Consider the following 16156-nt stretch of genomic DNA (forward strand, 5'->3'; position numbering starts at 1 on the left):
CGTCGCTCGCATATGGACCCCCGCGCTTAGGGCTTCGGGCTAAATTGCATCATTTTTGTGTTGGGCTTGACTAAAACGTTCATAGCAACGATCTCCAGAAACGCTATTTGGTCTGTATGGCATACGTTTATTTTCTAACGAGCACAGGGGAGCTTATTACCGAAATTGTTGTGAAAAAGGAGGCTGATCTCAAATGTTTAGCAAAATAAGGTTTTTGGTGATCGTTAAAATTCCAGAATACCTGATATCACGCCAATAAGCTCATCTGAGATCGTTAAAGACCCAACTCAACCATTCAACCTAACTATTACACTCATAATAAAAATGGAACGTCCCGCATCAGATCGTTACAGATTCAAAGCCTTGGCGGTACGCGCCTCTACTTCGTTTAGAAGGGATGTCATGTCCATGCCTGCATGATTGCCGAGCAGAATAATGGTGACATCGTCAGATAGATTCCGTGAAAACGCTGTGGAGAATCCACCGCCGCTTCCATTGTGGAAGACGGTGCGTTTGGTGCCATTTTCCTTGAGAATCCAGGCGTAGCCGTAATTTTTATCGGAATAGGGCTGGTACATCGTATGAATTGTATCCTGACTTAGAATCGCGTCAGTGTATAGTGCGCGATCCCATTTCAGCAGATCATCTACAGTAGAATAAATGGTTCCCGAGCCTGACTGGGATACATAATAGGGCGCGGTAACCCACGCTTTATCCTCCTGAACAAAGCCGTTGTTCGTATTCACCTTGCGGGAGGCTTCGCCCGAGTGATCCATACCAAGCGGGTTGAAAAGCGTCTGCTGCACATAATCAGCATAGCTCATGCCAGATACCTGTTCGACAACGTACGCTAGCAAAACATATCCACTGTTGCTGTATAGATAGGCACTACCGGGCTCGAACTTCAACGCTTTGTGACGAATTTCCTCAACCGTCTCCGCAAGCGTAACATGCTCACCACGCCCGAATGCAGATGGCAGCCCTGAGGTTTGGGATAGCAGCATATGCAGTGTAATCCGATGACCATCAGGAATGCCTGAAATATAGGTGGAAATCGGGTCCTGCACATCCAGCTTTCCTGCTTCTGCCAAGCTTAATATGGAGGCCGCTGTGAATGATTTGCTCAAAGAGGCGATACGGGTTTTCTGATCCGGGCGATTTAGCGTTTGTTCATCAGCAAGCCCATATCCCTGCTTGAGCAATATTTCCCCGTTCCGTGCAATGAGAGCCATCCCTGGATAGTTGATCTCACGCAGATAGGTGTCCACACGGATCACCTCTGGCTGGAGCTGGCTGACTTGATCCGTAACGATATTCACGCTCATCTGGCCGGATGCTGTCCGCTCGACCTTGATATCTGCCTTGAGAGCATTCGCCATAGCGCGTACCGGGACCATCAACGTACCGTTAACGGTACGTGAATGGACTGGAGCAGCCAGAGAGACCTGATTGACTTGAATGGATTTGCTGCCAGTCCGATGTATGAGTGTGTCTCTTCCGACCCTGATTGTTGCTGTTTGAGTAGGTGAATCCCACTTCAGAGTGCCATTGACCGATTGAACGACATCCCGTAAAGGAACGAACGTTGTACCTTTAAGGATAAGAGGTGCATTTCTCCAATATTGCTGTTCGCCATTTACTTCAATGTGGACGGCTTGAGTACTCTGTGCAGCGGCTGCCTTACTTCCGTCCTGTACGAGCACAGGAACAGCGCATAGCATAAGTGCGCACAATACACGAATCATGGATGAATAGATGCCGGATAACGACTGTTGTGTTTGTAACTTGCGTAAGATGTAAACCCTCTCCTTCCAAGTGTTTCATGTAAAACCAACATATGTGCATTGTAAACGATCTCTCCAAGGGGGTCAAAACAGAGGAATCCCGCGAAACAGCTTCTTCGTAAATCATATGTAATTTAATATGTACACGTAATGTTTTTAGAGGCAATGTCCGATAAAAAAGAGGTAAAGAAGATGTTACATTGGAGGATAACTATACATGAAAAACAGATTCCAGCGATGGTTTACTTTGACAGTCAAAAAACGCTTGATTGCAGCCTTGTTGTTGTTTCTGATTGTGCCCAGTCTAAGTGTAGGCTGGTTGGCTTATCTCAAGGCAGCGGATCAGGTTAAACTTGAGATTGTTCGCTCCGCTCAGGCCAAAACGGAAATGCTTAGTTTGCAGATTGAGCAGCTGCTGGATATGGAGAAGAAAAATATTGCACAGCTCGCAGCGGGTATGGCCTCGGAGGGAATCATTAACAAATCGCCTGCAATTCAGGAGCAGATGGATCGCATGAAGCAGCATCATGACGAACTTGGCATACTTACGGCTGGAGCCGAGGATGGAAGCTGGATGAAATCGCCTGATCCGGGGCAAGAGACCTTTGATCCGCGTACCCGCCCTTGGTATAAAGAGGCTATGGCAGGTTCTGAGCCGATCATCTCGGAAGCCTTTAAGTCGGTGACATCGGGAAAATGGGTTGTTTCCGTAGCGGCCAAGCTGCCCGATGGCAGGGGGGCCTTTAGTGCACATGTGAGCTTGAGCAAATTGCAAGAGGCTATGGATCGTGTCTCTATTGGTAAGGCAGGAAAAGTGTATCTGCTGGATGAGAGCGGCAAATTTTTATTTCATTACAAGATTGAATCGGGCACACAGGCAGAACAAAGCTATATTAAAGAGATGTATACCAAGGATCGCGGAACGGTGAAGTACACATATGATGGTCAGTTGAGAGAGGCTGTGTTCTACACCAATCCGGTGACTGGATGGAAAATCGTTGGCGAGATGATTCCTTCCGAAGTAACCGAGGCGGTCATACCTATTATGATCCGTGCAATCACCATTGTGGGTGCAGCACTGATTGTAGGCATTATACTGCTTATCTTCATTATCCGCAGCATTCACCGTCCGTTGCAGCAGATCACACAAGCTGCAGCCCAGATAAGTGCGGGTGATTTGACGGTTCGGGTAGGCTTGCAGCGCAAGGATGAATTCGGGCAGCTTGGCGAGAGCTTTGATACGATGACGAACTCCCTGCGTAATGTGCTTGGCGAGGTGCATGATACTTCAAGTCAGCTGGCGGCATCCTCGGAAGAGTTGATGGCAAGCTCGGAGCAAACCTCCAAAGCTACCGAGCAGGTAGCCGAGTTGATGCAGGATGCGGCCGCAGGAACGACATTGCAGAATGAAAGTTTGGCTGCTACCGAGCAGCTGATAGGCGAGATGTCCCTTGGAGTCAAGGAAATCGCAGCAAAATCAGAACAAACCGAGCGCATAGCGGTAGAGACCTCCACAAAATCAGAGACAGGCATGGCAACTGTACAGGAGGCTGTCTCTCATATCCAGCAGGTGAACGATGAGAGCAAAGCGATGGAGGCTGTCATCCACGATCTTCGTGCGAAAAATGATGAAATTCTTGAAATTGTGGCCGAGATTACAGCAATTGCCAAGCAGACAAATATTCTGGCACTGAATGCCTCCATTGAAGCTTCAAGAGCCGGGGAGCATGGACGCGGCTTCGCCGTGGTGGCGAACGAGGTGAAATTGCTGGCGAACAGTTCGGGTGCTTCGGCAGAGCGGATTAATGAGCTTATGCGGGAGATGTATGAGAAAACCCATGCAGTGCAAGCTACTTTTGAGCGTACAGGCGAAGGTATGGTGAAGAGCTCGCAGATGATTGCAGATGCAGGAGAAGCTTTCCGAACAATTCGTGATGCAGTACAGATGGTAGCCACACAGGCAGAGGAGGCGGCAACAGCTTCCCGTCAGATTGACCAAGGCATGGGGCATGTGAATAAAGCTGTAAACGATACGATGGTTTTGTCGAATCGAATCGCTGCGGGAACCGAGGATGGCTCGGCGGCAGCTCAGGAGCAGCTTGCTACAATGGAAGAGGTTGCGTCCTCTTCAGCGGCTTTGTCACGTATGGCAGAGGATCTGCAAAGCGTAATTGAGCGGTTCAAGCTGTAGTGGTTAAATCTGGATAAAATGAACGTTCAGATGTGTAAAATCATAAAAAGACAGACTAAAGTCTGTCCTGCCGTGCATCTAGAGGCTGCCGGGTTTCGAACTTCGAACCCGCAGTCTTTTTATTTTTTTACATTGAAGGGCGGGCCTATGGTTAAAATTTATTTTAAATGAATTTGTTTGACAATAAACAAACAAAATAATACTATATCTATAAATAAACAAACGTTTAAATAAAAAGAGGTGGGAGTTATGAAAGCATCCGATTCCAGATTGCAGACAGCTTCGTTAGAAGAAATTAAACGTGGATATGTGGAGGAAGGCGAGGTCTATACTTGTGTTTGCTGCGGGTATGAGACGGAGGCTGGAATAATTTATCCCGACGAGGGTGTGCTGTATCAAGCAGAACGTTATATGCGTGTTCATATTGAAAAGGCTCATGGGTCGGTATTTGAATACTTGCTGGCTTTGGATAAAAGCGTAACAGGATTGTCCGATGTTCAGCGTGGACTGCTGGCTCAGTTCTATGAAGGGAAAAAGGATGCAGAGGTACAGCAGGCGCTGGGCATCGGGAGTGCGTCTACGATTCGGAATCATCGGTTTGTTCTGAAGGAAAAGGAGAGACAGGCCAAGATTTTACTGGCGTTAATGGAGCTGCTTAAAAATAAGGATCTTCATGCCCCGGCAGCATGGCTGTCCCCTGTGATGAAACAAGAGCATACGATTGCTCAGCAGGCATTTGATATATCCGAAGCAGAGCGGGAAAGGGTACTGCGTAACTATTTCCCCGAGGGCACAGACGGCCCTTTGGCAACGTTCCATATGAAGCAAAAACATAAGTATATCGTGCTCTCGGAAATAGCCAAACGATTCAAACCGCAGTGCACCTATACAGAGAAGCAGGTCAATGCACTTTTGCAGCACGTTCATGATGATGCTGTGGAGATTCGAAGGTATCTGGTGGATTACGGATTGCTGGAGCGGGAACCGGATGGCAGTCAATATTGGCTGGGCAGTGCTGCGGAGCAGCCGAATGAAGGCGAAAGAACAGCGAAGCGAACGAAAGATGAAGATGCAGAGGCCGGAAATACAGAGCAGCAGGCGAAACGTCAGGGCTCAGCAAAGAAAGCAGGTAAAGGGGAGAAGGACATGAATCGGCGCAAGGAGTTACAGGAGCAGGCGAAAGAGGTCAAAACAGAAGCAGGAGTGTATCAGATCCGAAATGAACGTAATGGCAAAGTCTATATCGACAGCACCCTTAATCTGAAAACGGTGAATGGGCAGCGGTTTATGCTTCAGATGGGAAGCCATCTGAACCGGCGGCTGCAGGCAGAATGGAATGAATACGGGGAGGATGCCTTCGTTATTGAGGTGGTGGAGGTGTTGAAAAAAGAGGATAATCCCTTCGCTGATCCGAAGGATGCGCTCGCCAAATGTCTGAATAGCTGGTTTGAGAAGCTTGAACCTTATGGAGAGCGGGGCTACCATGGTGATCTCAAGTCATCCGCTGAATAGATCATGAAGAATGGCCTGGAATAACGCCGAAGGACCGCTTGATGAATTGCTTACCTGGAGAATCGTGCATACGAAGGTACGGAGCCTGCTTGACAGAGTCATCTCAATATAAACGTGCCTTTGCCGACATTGCGGCAAAGGCACGTTGTACTTGTACTTATGCACCTAGAGAGGCTTGTCTATAGGTATCGGGCGTCAGCTACAGTTTGAATTGTTCTACAAGCTTCTGAAGCTTGTGAGCCAGATGGGCAAGTGAATCGGCAGAGGAGGATATCTCCTGCATGGATGCTACTTGCTCTTCTGTAGCGGCCGAGATGTTTTCGGTCCCGTCTGCGTTGGTTTCCGATATGATATGAATCTGATCTATGGACTGCACTACTTCTGCTGTGCTGGCAGACATCTGCTCTGAAGCTGCCGCGATGTTCTCCAGCTGCTGATTAACAATTCCAACCGCTTCACTGATGCGAACAAAAGCTTCGTCAGCAAATTGAACTGCGCGAATGCCGCTATCAACGTCATTTAACCCCAGATGCACATTTTCATTGGCCCTGGAAATTTCCTGCTGGATGGAAGCGACCATGCCCACGATTTTCTGGCCGGATAGACTGGATTGCTCGGCCAGCTTGCGGACCTCGCTTGCAACGACGGCGAAGCCTCGTCCGTGCTCGCCTGCACGGGCTGCTTCAATGGAAGCGTTAAGTGCGAGCAGGTTGGTTTGGGCTGCAATATCTGTAATAACAGATACCATCTCTCCGATTGAGCTGGAATGCTGATCAAGTCGTGTTGCCGTTTCGGCGATACCTTGAACGAAATGCTGGATGGAGTCCATCTCGGATACAGCCGTTTTGATCGTGGCATTCCCTTGCTGTGCAAGCTCACTTGCCTGCAAAGCGGCCTCGGATACTTGCTGTGTACTGTTCGTAACTTGGCCAACTCCTCCAGTAAGCTCATTCATCTGCTGGGCGGTATGCTTCAGACTGCTGGCTTGTTTCTCAATTCCAGCTGCGGACTGCTCTGTGATCAGGGCGACCTGCTCTGTAGCTTTGGTTGTTTCGGACGAATTGATGGCCAGCTGTGCAGAAGAGGTGCTCAGCTCGTCTGCGGTATGACGCACATCCTGAATAACGGTACGCAGAGATTCGCTCATTTTGTTAAAGCTGTTACTGAGTTTGCCGAATTCATCCTGCCCTTTGACAGGCACTTCGATGGTCAGATTGCCATCACTGATCTCATTCGAGGCATCCACAAGTCGTCTGAGCGGACGGGTAATCGACTGTACAATCCAGAAAATAATGATTGAACTGATCACAATAGCCACAGCGATAACGACAAGTGTAGTGTACAGAATAGGACGTACAGTTTCCGTCACTTCATCATTATCAATCACACCGACAACGGTCCAACCTGTTACTTCATTGGTGACAAAGAAGGCATGCTCGTTTTTGCCGTTCAGTGTATATTGCAGCTCGCCGTTTTTCTGTTCGAAAATGTGTTTATATGGCTCCGTTGTGCCTTCTGTACCGGGCTTTTCAGTTGGATGTACGATGATTTTATTTGCATTATCAATAATATAGATGTATCCTCTTTTCCCGATCTTCGTGGAATTTACCGTCTGTGAAAGAGCTTCAAGGGATAGACTGACCGAAACGACACCATGACCATCTTTGGTTGTCTGAGCAACCGAGGCGACAACGTTGCCCGTATTGCTAGAGATGTAAGGTGTGATTACAGTGGGGTTATCTTTGTTCTGTGTGGCAGCCTGAAACCAGGGGCGTTCGCGCGGATCATATCCCGGTTTGTTCACAGCGGTTACCGGGGAATTAATATATACGCCTTTATCCGTTCCGACAGAGGCAAGCTCTACATCAGAGTGAGTGTCCTTGTACGCATCAAGCAAAGTACGTATCGTCTCGGTTTCATCCCCCTGAACAGGTCCGACATTGCCCGCATCAAGCTGACTTGCCAGGAAATCGACGTTTTTGCGAGTGGCACCAATGATCTGGTCAATGGTCTGATTAAGCACGTTAACACTACTGCTCGCATTTTCAAACATTTTTTCCTCAACCTTGGCATCCGCTGTCTGGAATGAAATAATACCCAAACTTATGGTCGGGATCAGCAGCACGATGGCAAAAGACAGCACCAGCTTCTCTCTCATCTGCATCGTTCGCGTCCCTTTTGACTGCTTCATTTTCTTCATACCCAATCTCCCCTGTCTCTCCCGAACTTACATAATATGTGGTATATTTCTATGTTAATGCGATACGATGCAAGACCGGGTTCTCGGAACCTGAATGTCATTCATGTATCGACGATATATATATCGGCTGGCCTTGATTGAAATTAGAGAGGAGTTGCCCCGGAGTTGAATCAAAATGCGTTAACTTCACCTCGACATGAGCACCATGTCGAAAATCAGGATGAAGCAACATTTATGCAGGGAGTAAGGGACTGTATCCCTACACTGCTCGGATATTTGAGTATTGGCTTCGCAGCTGGGGTTATCGAGATGACTGCTGGGTTGAGTTTTGCGGAGACGGCACTGTTAAGTCTGGTTCTATATGCAGGCTCGGCCCAGTTTATTGCAGCCGGCATGCTGGCTTCGAATGGATCTGCGATAGCGATCATCTTCACGATCTTTTTTGTGAATCTTCGTCATCTGCTGCTTAGTGCAGCTGTATCCCCTTATTTCAGGCATCTGACACCGCTTAAAAATATGTGGATCGGCTCGCTGCTTACAGATGAATCTTTCGGCGTAGCCATGACACGTGCGATTGGCAGAACAACGCTTAGCGAACGCTGGATGCATGGATTGAACATTACGGCATACTTGAACTGGTTTGCTGCCAATATGGCAGGTGCTTATTTTGGTCGCTGGATAACGGACCCGGACAGGCTCGGTTTGGATTATGCACTGCCCGCCATGTTTATCGGCCTGATTGTGCTTCAGCTGGTTCACCGAAAAAGCAAAAAAATACATATTAATGTAGCGATCATTGCGGTGATTTCTGTTATCCTGGCAAGCATGGCCTCACTTGGCAGCATGAGTATTATTTTGGCAGCAGTTGTTGCAGCTACGATGGGAGTGTTCATGGAACGATGGAAGTAAGATGGGATGTATTCTGGATTATTATCGGCTCGGCCTTGTTGACGTTTATTCCGCGGGTACTGCCGCTGATGCTGTTTAGTAAAATACAGATTCCGGTGTGGCTGCTGCGCTGGCTCGAATATGTGCCGGTAGCGGTTATGGCATCCTTAATTGGTCAGGAGCTGTTCATGGACGGGAACCGATTGGTCCCCATCACTGACAATGCTGCTTTGTGGGCAGCGCTGCCCACCTTCGCCGTTGCCATCTTGACTCGAAGCCTGCTCGGAACGGTGCTGATTGGCATTGTTTCCATGATGATTCTGCGTTACTGGTTGGCATAACATTTTCTATGAAAACGCTATTTTCTAATGAGGCTGAAAGGGATAAGATGGAGTCAGCAGTACTTGGAAATTCCATTTTACAGAGGAAGGGAACGATGGCCGGCATGCAGTCTAGTCCATCTACGATTTTGTTTCAAGGTGATTCCATTACAGACGGAGGTAGGTCGCGCAATGAGGATCTGAATCATGTTCTGGGCCACGGCTATGCGTATTTGATCTCAAGCAGGCTGGGAATGGATCTGGCAAACAGGCACAAAACTTTTTACAACAGAGGAATTAGCGGAAATCGGGCTTCCGATCTGTATGCACGCTGGAACGAAGACGCTATCAGTCTCAAGCCGGACCTGATCAGCATTCTGATCGGAGTTAACGATGCCTGGCGTTCAATGAATGGTGAAGCCAGAGGGTATACAGATCGCTTCGCCCGGGCGTATCGCCACTTGCTGGAGGAAACGCGGGAAGTCATGCCAGATACCGGGCTTGTACTGATGGAGCCCTTCATTCTCAGGACGGGAGCAACACTGGATCAATGGGAGGCCTGGCAAGAACGAATCAGCGAATATCAGCAGCAGGTCCAACAGCTGGCTAAGCAATTCGGAGCGGTCTTTGTTCCGCTGCAGCAATCGTTTAATGAAGTCTTGGAGCAGGCGGATGCCTCCTACTGGTTATGGGATGGTGTTCATCCAACGGCAGCCGGTCACGAGTTAATTGCACGCCAGTGGCTGTCTGTGGTGCAGCATTCTCCACTAGCTGTTGTGTAATTGGAGAAAAGCAGGTTCTGGAGTACATTTTCTTAGAGTTCTGTATTACATTCCAAGAGTGAAGCGTGGTGAATGCTGTGCAAGGCTCCAATCACGAAATCGGAAATGAACAGGAATATGGGGATATCCATACAAGCTGTGCGGGGGATGAAGCTGAAGTGAATGGCTGGCCGGATGAAGAGAGTCTTCAGCAGAGGAGCCATCCGAAGCAAAATTACAGTCAGCATAACCGGAACTTGATGGCGAATCGAATCAGAGAAAGGCTGCGTCAGCCTGAGCTGGCCGAGCTGGTTGTAGATCTGCAGCAATATGGAGCACTGGCATTAAATGATAAGCTGCCCCCTCTGACGTTTGGACTGTTTCGGCAGTTCGGTCAGACAGGAGAGCGCAAAGCTTATGAGGATGCGTATTTTGATCGGCGCGGCAGATTGGCTGCTGTGGCCATGCTTGCCCTCGTTTCGGATGAACCCCGTGTGCTGCATACCCTTGAAGACATGTTATGGGCAGTATGTGATGAGTATACATGGTGCCTTACGGCGCATCTTGGAAATGGTGAAGCACGACAGGTGGAAGGCAATATTGATCTTTTTGCCGCAGAGACCGTTCATATGCTTGCAGAGATTGCGGTTATTCACGGTAGACAGCTGGACCCGCTGGTGCTTGAACGGATCGGTGCCGAGGCGGAGTGTAGAATCTTCACTCCGTTGTACAGACAAAAACGCAAGTATCACTGGCAGACCGCAGACCACAACTGGTCAGCAGTCTGTGGAGGGTGCTGCGGAATGGCCGCCATGCTGCTGCTTGAGGATGAGGTGATGGTGCGAGAATCCATTCGGCAGACGCTCGGCTGTATGAGGGCCTTCCTGAGCGGGTATGGCGAGGATGGCGGCTGTGCGGAGGGCATCGGGTACTGGGTCTACGGCTTCGGTTATTATGTCTATTATGCCGAGATGTTACAGGACTACAGCGATGGAGCGTTGAATCTGCTGACAGGCTCGAAGATGGCCGCCATCGCTGCGTTTCCACTTCGCATTCATCTGTCGGACGGCATATTTGTCAATTATTCGGATAGTGCGGAGCGCGAGGAGATTCCAGCGGGGCTCCTGTCGTTCCTGGCTGCAAAATTTCAGCTACAAGTTGATCTGCCGCTGTGCATTCCCCGGCTGACTGACGATCCTTGCCGCCGCTGGGCTCATCTGCTGCGGAACGTGATGTGGAGTGATCCGGCAGTGTATGAAGCTGAGCAGCAAGGAGCCGGTGACCGGTCGAACGGAGGGGTTATTTTACATCAGCTGGGGTGGATGGTTGCCAAGAGTGTGCTTCGTGTACCGGAGGTATCGCATGAAGCGTATAGACGGCATGTAGAAGAAAAGCGGGTTCAAGCGGCCTGCTCGTTCAAAGGCGGGCATAATGATGAACCGCACAATCATAATGATCTGGGACAATTCATAATTCATTGTGGCGGCGAAAATATCATATGTGATCCCGGAGCAGGACTGTATACTCAGGCATACTTTGCCCCCGGACGTGAGCAGCTGTTTCATATCTCCTCTGCCGGGCATAATGTGCCGCTTATTGACGGATGCGAGCAAAGCTCGGGCAGGCAGGCTGAAGCCCATACACTTGAGTGCAGACTTGAGCCCGATGGAAGTGAGCTTGCGGCAGCTCTGGACCTGACACTTGCTTATCCAGAGGCAGGATCGCTCCAGCGCTATACACGGGAATTTTGCTGGAGGATCGAAAGGGATTACGCGGGAATTGGCGAGTTTACCTGCAATGCTGGCAGAAGCGGCATCAATCAGAGCCAGGACGAGCACATCGAGGTGGCGGTGTTACGGATAACAGACACATTTCAATGGAAAGCGAGTGCACGGCCGGATGCTGTACAGCCTTCGGTTGAGGAGTCCTCCTCCCATCCTGCGCGTGTAATTGAGCGTTGGATCAGCCGCATAAATCCTGTTCTTGAAAAAAAGGGCCGGCTTCTCTGGCGCGCTATGCAAGCTAACGTATATCTGGTCTTTGATGCAGCCCGGTGGCATGTCGATACTGAAGCGGTACACACCATAGATCATGATCACAACCCGGCTACATTTTACCGTACGTCACTGGTATGGACAGGAGCATCAGAAGCTTCGGCGAAAGAGCAGATTGCAGGCAAGGATACAGGCAAAGGCTCTGAAGATGTTACGAAAATAATAGATACAGCTACAGGTGATATGGCTGGAGTAGCTCCGCTGGAAATCGTTTGTCAGGTGCATTTTGTCATTGAGCCGTTTAAGATATCATCCGAGGTGAGTGAAAATGAGTAACTATACAGCTACAGCAACGTACCCGTGGGACAGAGAATTGGAGCAGTATCGTATGTTGGCGGCTGAAGCGGGCCCTGCACCAGCTGATGGATGGAATCGGGAACGCAAGCTGGCCCTTATAGGACATATTGTGTGCGCTTACAAGAAGACTCAGGATGATGATGGCGCTATTATTGATCCGTACTCGGGAGCAGAGAGGTATTATTCCACGCCTGCCTATGCCATGGCAGCGGCAGTTCTGGTCGATGCGGGGCATCTCGAACTGTTGGATTCCGCAGCGGCTGCTCTGTCACATAGCATTGATGCGGTAGTAAAAGGCAGTGCGCCCGACCATCACCCGGATTTCTTTCCTGTGCTGATGATGCGGGCGTATATGCTGCTCAAGTCTCATCGACCTGAGCAGGCAGCCATCTGGGCTGAGGCGCTGAGGACGATTGATCCCGAAGAAGATTATGTGTTTACGATGAGCAAGATGAACAATGCCAACCGTATGATTAACTGGAATGCGATTATGATCTCTGGAGAATATTTAAGGTGGCATGAACAGCTTGCAAGTGCAAATACAGCTTGGATGGATCGTTATCTGGAAGCCTACCATTTGCCGCGGTTTACTGCGCTTGGGTTGTATCAGGATGGCCCGCTGGATCGGCCGAATAGCCCTTTTTCGTACGATATGGCTACCCGCTACCATCTGGGGGTTATGCTCGATGCAGGATATGAGGGTACTGTCGCAGATGCCTTGGGAGAACGGCTGCGTGACGGTGCATTCAGCTCACTGCTCATGCTATCTCCGCTCGGAGAGATTCCGCCGCGAGGACGCAGCTCTCAGCATCAATGGAACGAGGCGGCAGCCGCGTATGTCTGCTCACTGCACGCTACGCTGGCGATGGAAGCTGGTGATTCGGTCATGGCAGGGGCATTTTCCAGGGCGGCCAACCGCTGTTTTGAAGCGGTGGAGCGCTGGCTTATGCCTGATGGGCGCCTGAAAATTGTACGCAATGAATATGCGCCAGAGCAGCGCCACGGCTATGAAATTTATACGAATCATACCTGTTATAACCTATGGACGGCGGCGGCACTGGCCCATGCTTGTCTGCGTGATCCGGGTGAACACATCATTCCATCCTATCTTCCTTCCGAGATTGGAAGCAGGGTGCTACAGACGGATGGCTGGTTTGAAACTGTGCTGGCTTCCGTACCAGGTCAGCAGATCGTATTGCACACCGCTCTGAATGATCCGTATACGATTCCAGGTCTGGTGCGAATACAGCAGGCAGGTTTACCTGGATTAATTGGTCCGTCAGCAGCCAGTCATGTGCAGGCAGGGTTTACGGAGTTTGCTGAGGGCATTGTTCAGCCTCTGAGCTATTGTCCAGCATGGATGACACCAGATGGGATCTGGCATAGTTTAGCCGAAGGCATACCGTCTGGTAGAGCATATGACCGTGATGCAGGAATAGACCCGGCGAGCGGCGGCGGTTCGGTCGTATATGAGGCGGTGGATCAGATGGATGAGATCGAGGCGAAGTACAAGCCTGGTGAAACGGTGAAGACAACGGGTGGGGGCGTGGAGGAGAATGCTTTTTATCTCACCTGGAAGGGACCTTTGCCCGGAATAAGCTCTGTACGTGGTCACTATGTGCAGCAAGCAGATCAACTGACCGTGACGTATGAATTCGAAGGCGAGATAGAAGCGGTCGGAGCACTCATTCCGCTCATGTTCAGCGATGGGCAGGAGCAAGCTGTCATTACTCACACCGGGCAAAGCGTGCGTACCGTGTATCGCGGCGCATACGTTGAATCCAAAATACTTGATGCAGGGGCGATAATACAGCTCAATTCGCAAGCAGTGGCCTCACGCAACGGCCTGCTGAAGCAGGCACGGATGGAGGTTCACGGTACACAGCAGCTGACCATTACTGTTCAATTGGGACGCGTGTAACATGTGAAGAACTTACTGAGATACAGAGTGCGGGTAAAGGGACAAAAAAGCGACATGTCGCTGATGGCGCTTGTATGAAGCGGAGCACAGTGTGCTGGAAGTTGTTCTATGTAGCTTTAACGGAGAAGGCAGAAGAAAACGGGAGAAGCGAGGCCGAAAGCTTTCTGGAAGAAGGCTGGGGAGAACAGCGGTTGGAAGTGTGAAGATGGCATACTCAGAAGCGGGAGGAGCAGTAACATGAACACATCAACATCGGTATCATGGGTAGAAGCAGCATGGAGACAGGCAGCTGACAAAACGATGCGCAACGCCAAGCGAATTCAGGATACGTTTCCCCATACTTCATTGCAAGGGATGTACGATCAGAATGATCCCGAATGGTGGACAGCCGGCTTCTGGCCCGGCTTGTTATGGCTAGTGTACAGGGATGATCCGCAGCACGAGTCGGCTGCGGAGCTGCGGCGCATTACCGAGAGCTGTGAGCGGCAGCTCGAAGGCTGTCTGCGTGATCCCGATCTGGTGGATCACGATCTGGGTTTCATCTGGCTGCTTAGCGGCGTAGCCAGCTATTGCGAGACGGGCAGTGCGGAGGGGCGACGCCGCGGCTTGCTGGCCGCGAATCTGCTCGCCGCCCGCTTTCATGTGCGCGGTGAGTTCATCCGCGCCTGGAACTTCAGCTCGTCAACGATGGATACACGCGGCGTAGCCATCATTGACAGCATGATGAACCTGCCGCTGCTCTATTGGGCCACCGAGCAGAGCGGCGATCCGCGCTTCCGATGGCTGGCGGAAGCGCATGCGGACACCGTAGCGCGTGAATTCGTTCGCGCGGACGGGTCCATCTGCCACGTGGTGGAGTTTGATCCACACACGGGGCAGAAGCTGCGGGAGCATGGCGGCCAAGGCCATGCTCCGGGGTCCGCCTGGGCGCGGGGCACCGCCTGGGCGCTGCACGGGTTTGCGCTGTCTTTCCGGTATACGGGCGAAGCCCGATATCTGGAGACAGCGGAGCGGGCGGCCGATTTCTTCCTCGCCATGCTTGGCGAAGACATCGTGCCGGTGTGGGATTTTCGCGCGCCGGCGGAGCACCGGGCGGCGTGGGACTCGTCCGCAGCGGCTATTGCCGCGAGCGGACTGCTTGAGCTCGCGAAGCTGTCGCCGCGCGGGCAAACCTACGCTGCCGCGGGAGAACGCATCGTCCGCGGCTTGTATGAGCACCACAGCTCCGCCGAATCGGCAGCGGAGGAGGGGCTGATCCTGCGGGGTACGGTGCATTACCCCGAAGGACGGGGCATCAATGTGCCGATTATTTACGGCGACTATTTCTATATGGAGGCGCTGGCGAAGCTGCGTGGAGACAAGGGTTTATTTTAACAGAGATGATTCAATAATAGGGGTCGTCTCCTGATTGTCATTTCCGACACATATCGTCTCAGCAGGAAGCTCCAAAGACAGGTATAGATATAAGGGAACGATCGGGTTAGTTGTTCATCCTGAATGTGAATATAACCGCCCTTGGCAGGGCGGTTATATTTGTTTTGCTGTATTTTGGGCTGAATTCACTTCGCGTATGCCCGTTTCAGAACCACAAAGTCTGCCGAGGATTGCTCGGGATAGCGTTGACGTATAATCTCATGCACCTTGAACTCGGGATATTCAAACAGATAATGGAACAGGTTGCGGTCCTGAATCGTTCGTACTCCAGAATCTCCTTGCTCCCTCAGTCTCGTATAGAGCACGACCCAGCGGGTGGAGGTATGGAGCACATCATGCAGCGTATGGCGAAAATCGGTTTCATCCGTAATGTGATAGAGCACATCCAGACAAACAGTCAGATCTGCTTGCAGAAAACCGTGGTTGAAGAACAAACCCGGTCTATACACCATGAAGCTTTTGCATGGATCTTCAGCGTACATGGATGCACAGTGCTCTACTGAGGAGGATGCCACATCCAGCCCTAGATATTCGCCATAGTCCATATATTTCAATTGGTTTCCATCACCACAGCCAAACTCGATAACGCGATGAATGCCTTCACGCTGTATTAAGGCATTGACCACCTCGGCTTTGAATGCAGCGAGCACGCCGTATGAACCTCTGCCGGATGTTTCCCCCTTACGATAAGTCCGTTCCCAATAGTCGATGTAATCAAAGGATTGATTCAATCCATGTCCTCCTTTCTATACAACATGCTCCTTAATGTTTCTCAATCCAGCGTATGCCCGGTC

The 16156-nt window shown here is 50.5% G+C and carries 12 protein-coding genes; 9 read left to right on the forward strand and 3 right to left on the reverse strand.

Going from position 1 to position 16156, the window contains the following annotated elements; all coding sequences use genetic code 11:
- Window positions 1–347 precede the first annotated feature (347 nt).
- Window positions 348–1745 (reverse strand): serine hydrolase domain-containing protein, encoded by a 1398-nt coding sequence (locus tag DFQ00_RS26370; protein WP_110899406.1) that lies wholly within the window; start codon window positions 1743–1745, stop codon window positions 348–350.
- A gap of 256 nt (window positions 1746–2001) precedes the next feature.
- Here DFQ00_RS26370 and DFQ00_RS26375 point away from each other — a divergent pair, with 256 nt between their 5' ends.
- Window positions 2002–3975: a methyl-accepting chemotaxis protein gene (locus DFQ00_RS26375; RefSeq protein ID WP_110899407.1), complete on the forward strand. Its 1974-nt coding sequence runs from the start codon at window positions 2002–2004 to the stop codon at window positions 3973–3975.
- A gap of 249 nt (window positions 3976–4224) precedes the next feature.
- Window positions 4225–5487, forward strand: a complete 1263-nt coding sequence (locus DFQ00_RS26380) for a DUF2087 domain-containing protein (RefSeq protein WP_110899408.1) — start codon at window positions 4225–4227, stop codon at window positions 5485–5487.
- A gap of 199 nt (window positions 5488–5686) precedes the next feature.
- On the opposite strand, the gene DFQ00_RS26385 is transcribed toward DFQ00_RS26380, so the two are convergent.
- Window positions 5687–7687 (reverse strand): methyl-accepting chemotaxis protein, encoded by a 2001-nt coding sequence (locus DFQ00_RS26385; RefSeq protein ID WP_110899409.1) that lies wholly within the window; start codon window positions 7685–7687, stop codon window positions 5687–5689.
- 234 nt (window positions 7688–7921) lie between these two features.
- Between DFQ00_RS26385 and DFQ00_RS26390 the strand changes: the two genes are divergently transcribed.
- From DFQ00_RS26390 to DFQ00_RS26415, 7 genes are all read left to right on the forward strand, one after another.
- Window positions 7922–8596 carry an AzlC family ABC transporter permease gene (locus DFQ00_RS26390; RefSeq protein WP_110899447.1) on the forward strand — a complete coding sequence of 225 codons (675 nt, stop codon included), beginning with the start codon at window positions 7922–7924 and terminating at the stop codon, window positions 8594–8596.
- The gene (locus DFQ00_RS26395) at window positions 8587–8916 is read left to right on the forward strand and encodes an AzlD domain-containing protein (protein WP_110899410.1); all 330 of its coding nucleotides are present in this window, start codon (window positions 8587–8589) and stop codon (window positions 8914–8916) included. Before DFQ00_RS26390 ends, DFQ00_RS26395 begins: the two co-directional genes overlap by 10 nt.
- Before the next feature lie 104 nt (window positions 8917–9020).
- Complete coding sequence (locus DFQ00_RS26400) at window positions 9021–9677, forward strand: SGNH/GDSL hydrolase family protein (RefSeq protein ID WP_110899448.1); 657 nt, start codon at window positions 9021–9023, stop codon at window positions 9675–9677.
- Between the two features lie 68 nt (window positions 9678–9745).
- Entirely contained in the window at window positions 9746–11986 is a 2241-nt protein-coding gene (locus DFQ00_RS26405) for a heparinase II/III domain-containing protein (RefSeq protein ID WP_110899411.1), read from the forward strand.
- Window positions 11979–13928, forward strand: coding sequence for a glycosyl hydrolase (locus DFQ00_RS26410; protein ID WP_110899412.1), 1950 nt, complete (start codon window positions 11979–11981; stop codon window positions 13926–13928). The genes DFQ00_RS26405 and DFQ00_RS26410 overlap by 8 nt, the downstream gene beginning before the upstream one ends.
- A 74-nt stretch (window positions 13929–14002) precedes the next feature.
- The gene (locus DFQ00_RS30225) at window positions 14003–14131 is read left to right on the forward strand and encodes a hypothetical protein (protein ID WP_279630436.1); all 129 of its coding nucleotides are present in this window, start codon (window positions 14003–14005) and stop codon (window positions 14129–14131) included.
- A 34-nt stretch (window positions 14132–14165) separates the two neighbouring features.
- Window positions 14166–15302 carry a glycoside hydrolase family 88 protein gene (locus DFQ00_RS26415; RefSeq protein WP_110899413.1) on the forward strand — a complete coding sequence of 379 codons (1137 nt, stop codon included), beginning with the start codon at window positions 14166–14168 and terminating at the stop codon, window positions 15300–15302.
- A gap of 185 nt (window positions 15303–15487) precedes the next feature.
- Here DFQ00_RS26415 and DFQ00_RS26420 read toward each other — a convergent pair whose 3' ends face one another.
- Entirely contained in the window at window positions 15488–16093 is a 606-nt protein-coding gene (locus DFQ00_RS26420; RefSeq protein WP_110899414.1) for a class I SAM-dependent methyltransferase, read from the reverse strand.
- Between the last annotated feature and the right edge of the window lie 63 nt (window positions 16094–16156).

It is taken from the genome of Paenibacillus barcinonensis (assembly GCF_003217495.1).
GTDB classification, from domain to species: Bacteria; Bacillota; Bacilli; order Paenibacillales; family Paenibacillaceae; genus Paenibacillus; species Paenibacillus barcinonensis.

Coding starts and splice junctions, on each gene's coding strand:
- DFQ00_RS26385 (WP_110899409.1), bottom strand. CDS start 7,687: ATGAAGAAAATGAAGCAGTCAAAAGGGACGCGAACGATGCAGATGAGA.
- DFQ00_RS26395 (WP_110899410.1), top strand. CDS start 8,587: ATGGAAGTAAGATGGGATGTATTCTGGATTATTATCGGCTCGGCCTTG.
- DFQ00_RS26390 (WP_110899447.1), top strand. CDS start 7,922: ATGCAGGGAGTAAGGGACTGTATCCCTACACTGCTCGGATATTTGAGT.
- DFQ00_RS26415 (WP_110899413.1), top strand. CDS start 14,166: ATGAACACATCAACATCGGTATCATGGGTAGAAGCAGCATGGAGACAG.
- DFQ00_RS26380 (WP_110899408.1), top strand. CDS start 4,225: ATGAAAGCATCCGATTCCAGATTGCAGACAGCTTCGTTAGAAGAAATT.
- DFQ00_RS26410 (WP_110899412.1), top strand. CDS start 11,979: ATGAGTAACTATACAGCTACAGCAACGTACCCGTGGGACAGAGAATTG.
- DFQ00_RS26370 (WP_110899406.1), bottom strand. CDS start 1,745: ATGATTCGTGTATTGTGCGCACTTATGCTATGCGCTGTTCCTGTGCTC.
- DFQ00_RS26375 (WP_110899407.1), top strand. CDS start 2,002: ATGAAAAACAGATTCCAGCGATGGTTTACTTTGACAGTCAAAAAACGC.
- DFQ00_RS26400 (WP_110899448.1), top strand. CDS start 9,021: ATGCAGTCTAGTCCATCTACGATTTTGTTTCAAGGTGATTCCATTACA.
- DFQ00_RS30225 (WP_279630436.1), top strand. CDS start 14,003: ATGAAGCGGAGCACAGTGTGCTGGAAGTTGTTCTATGTAGCTTTAACG.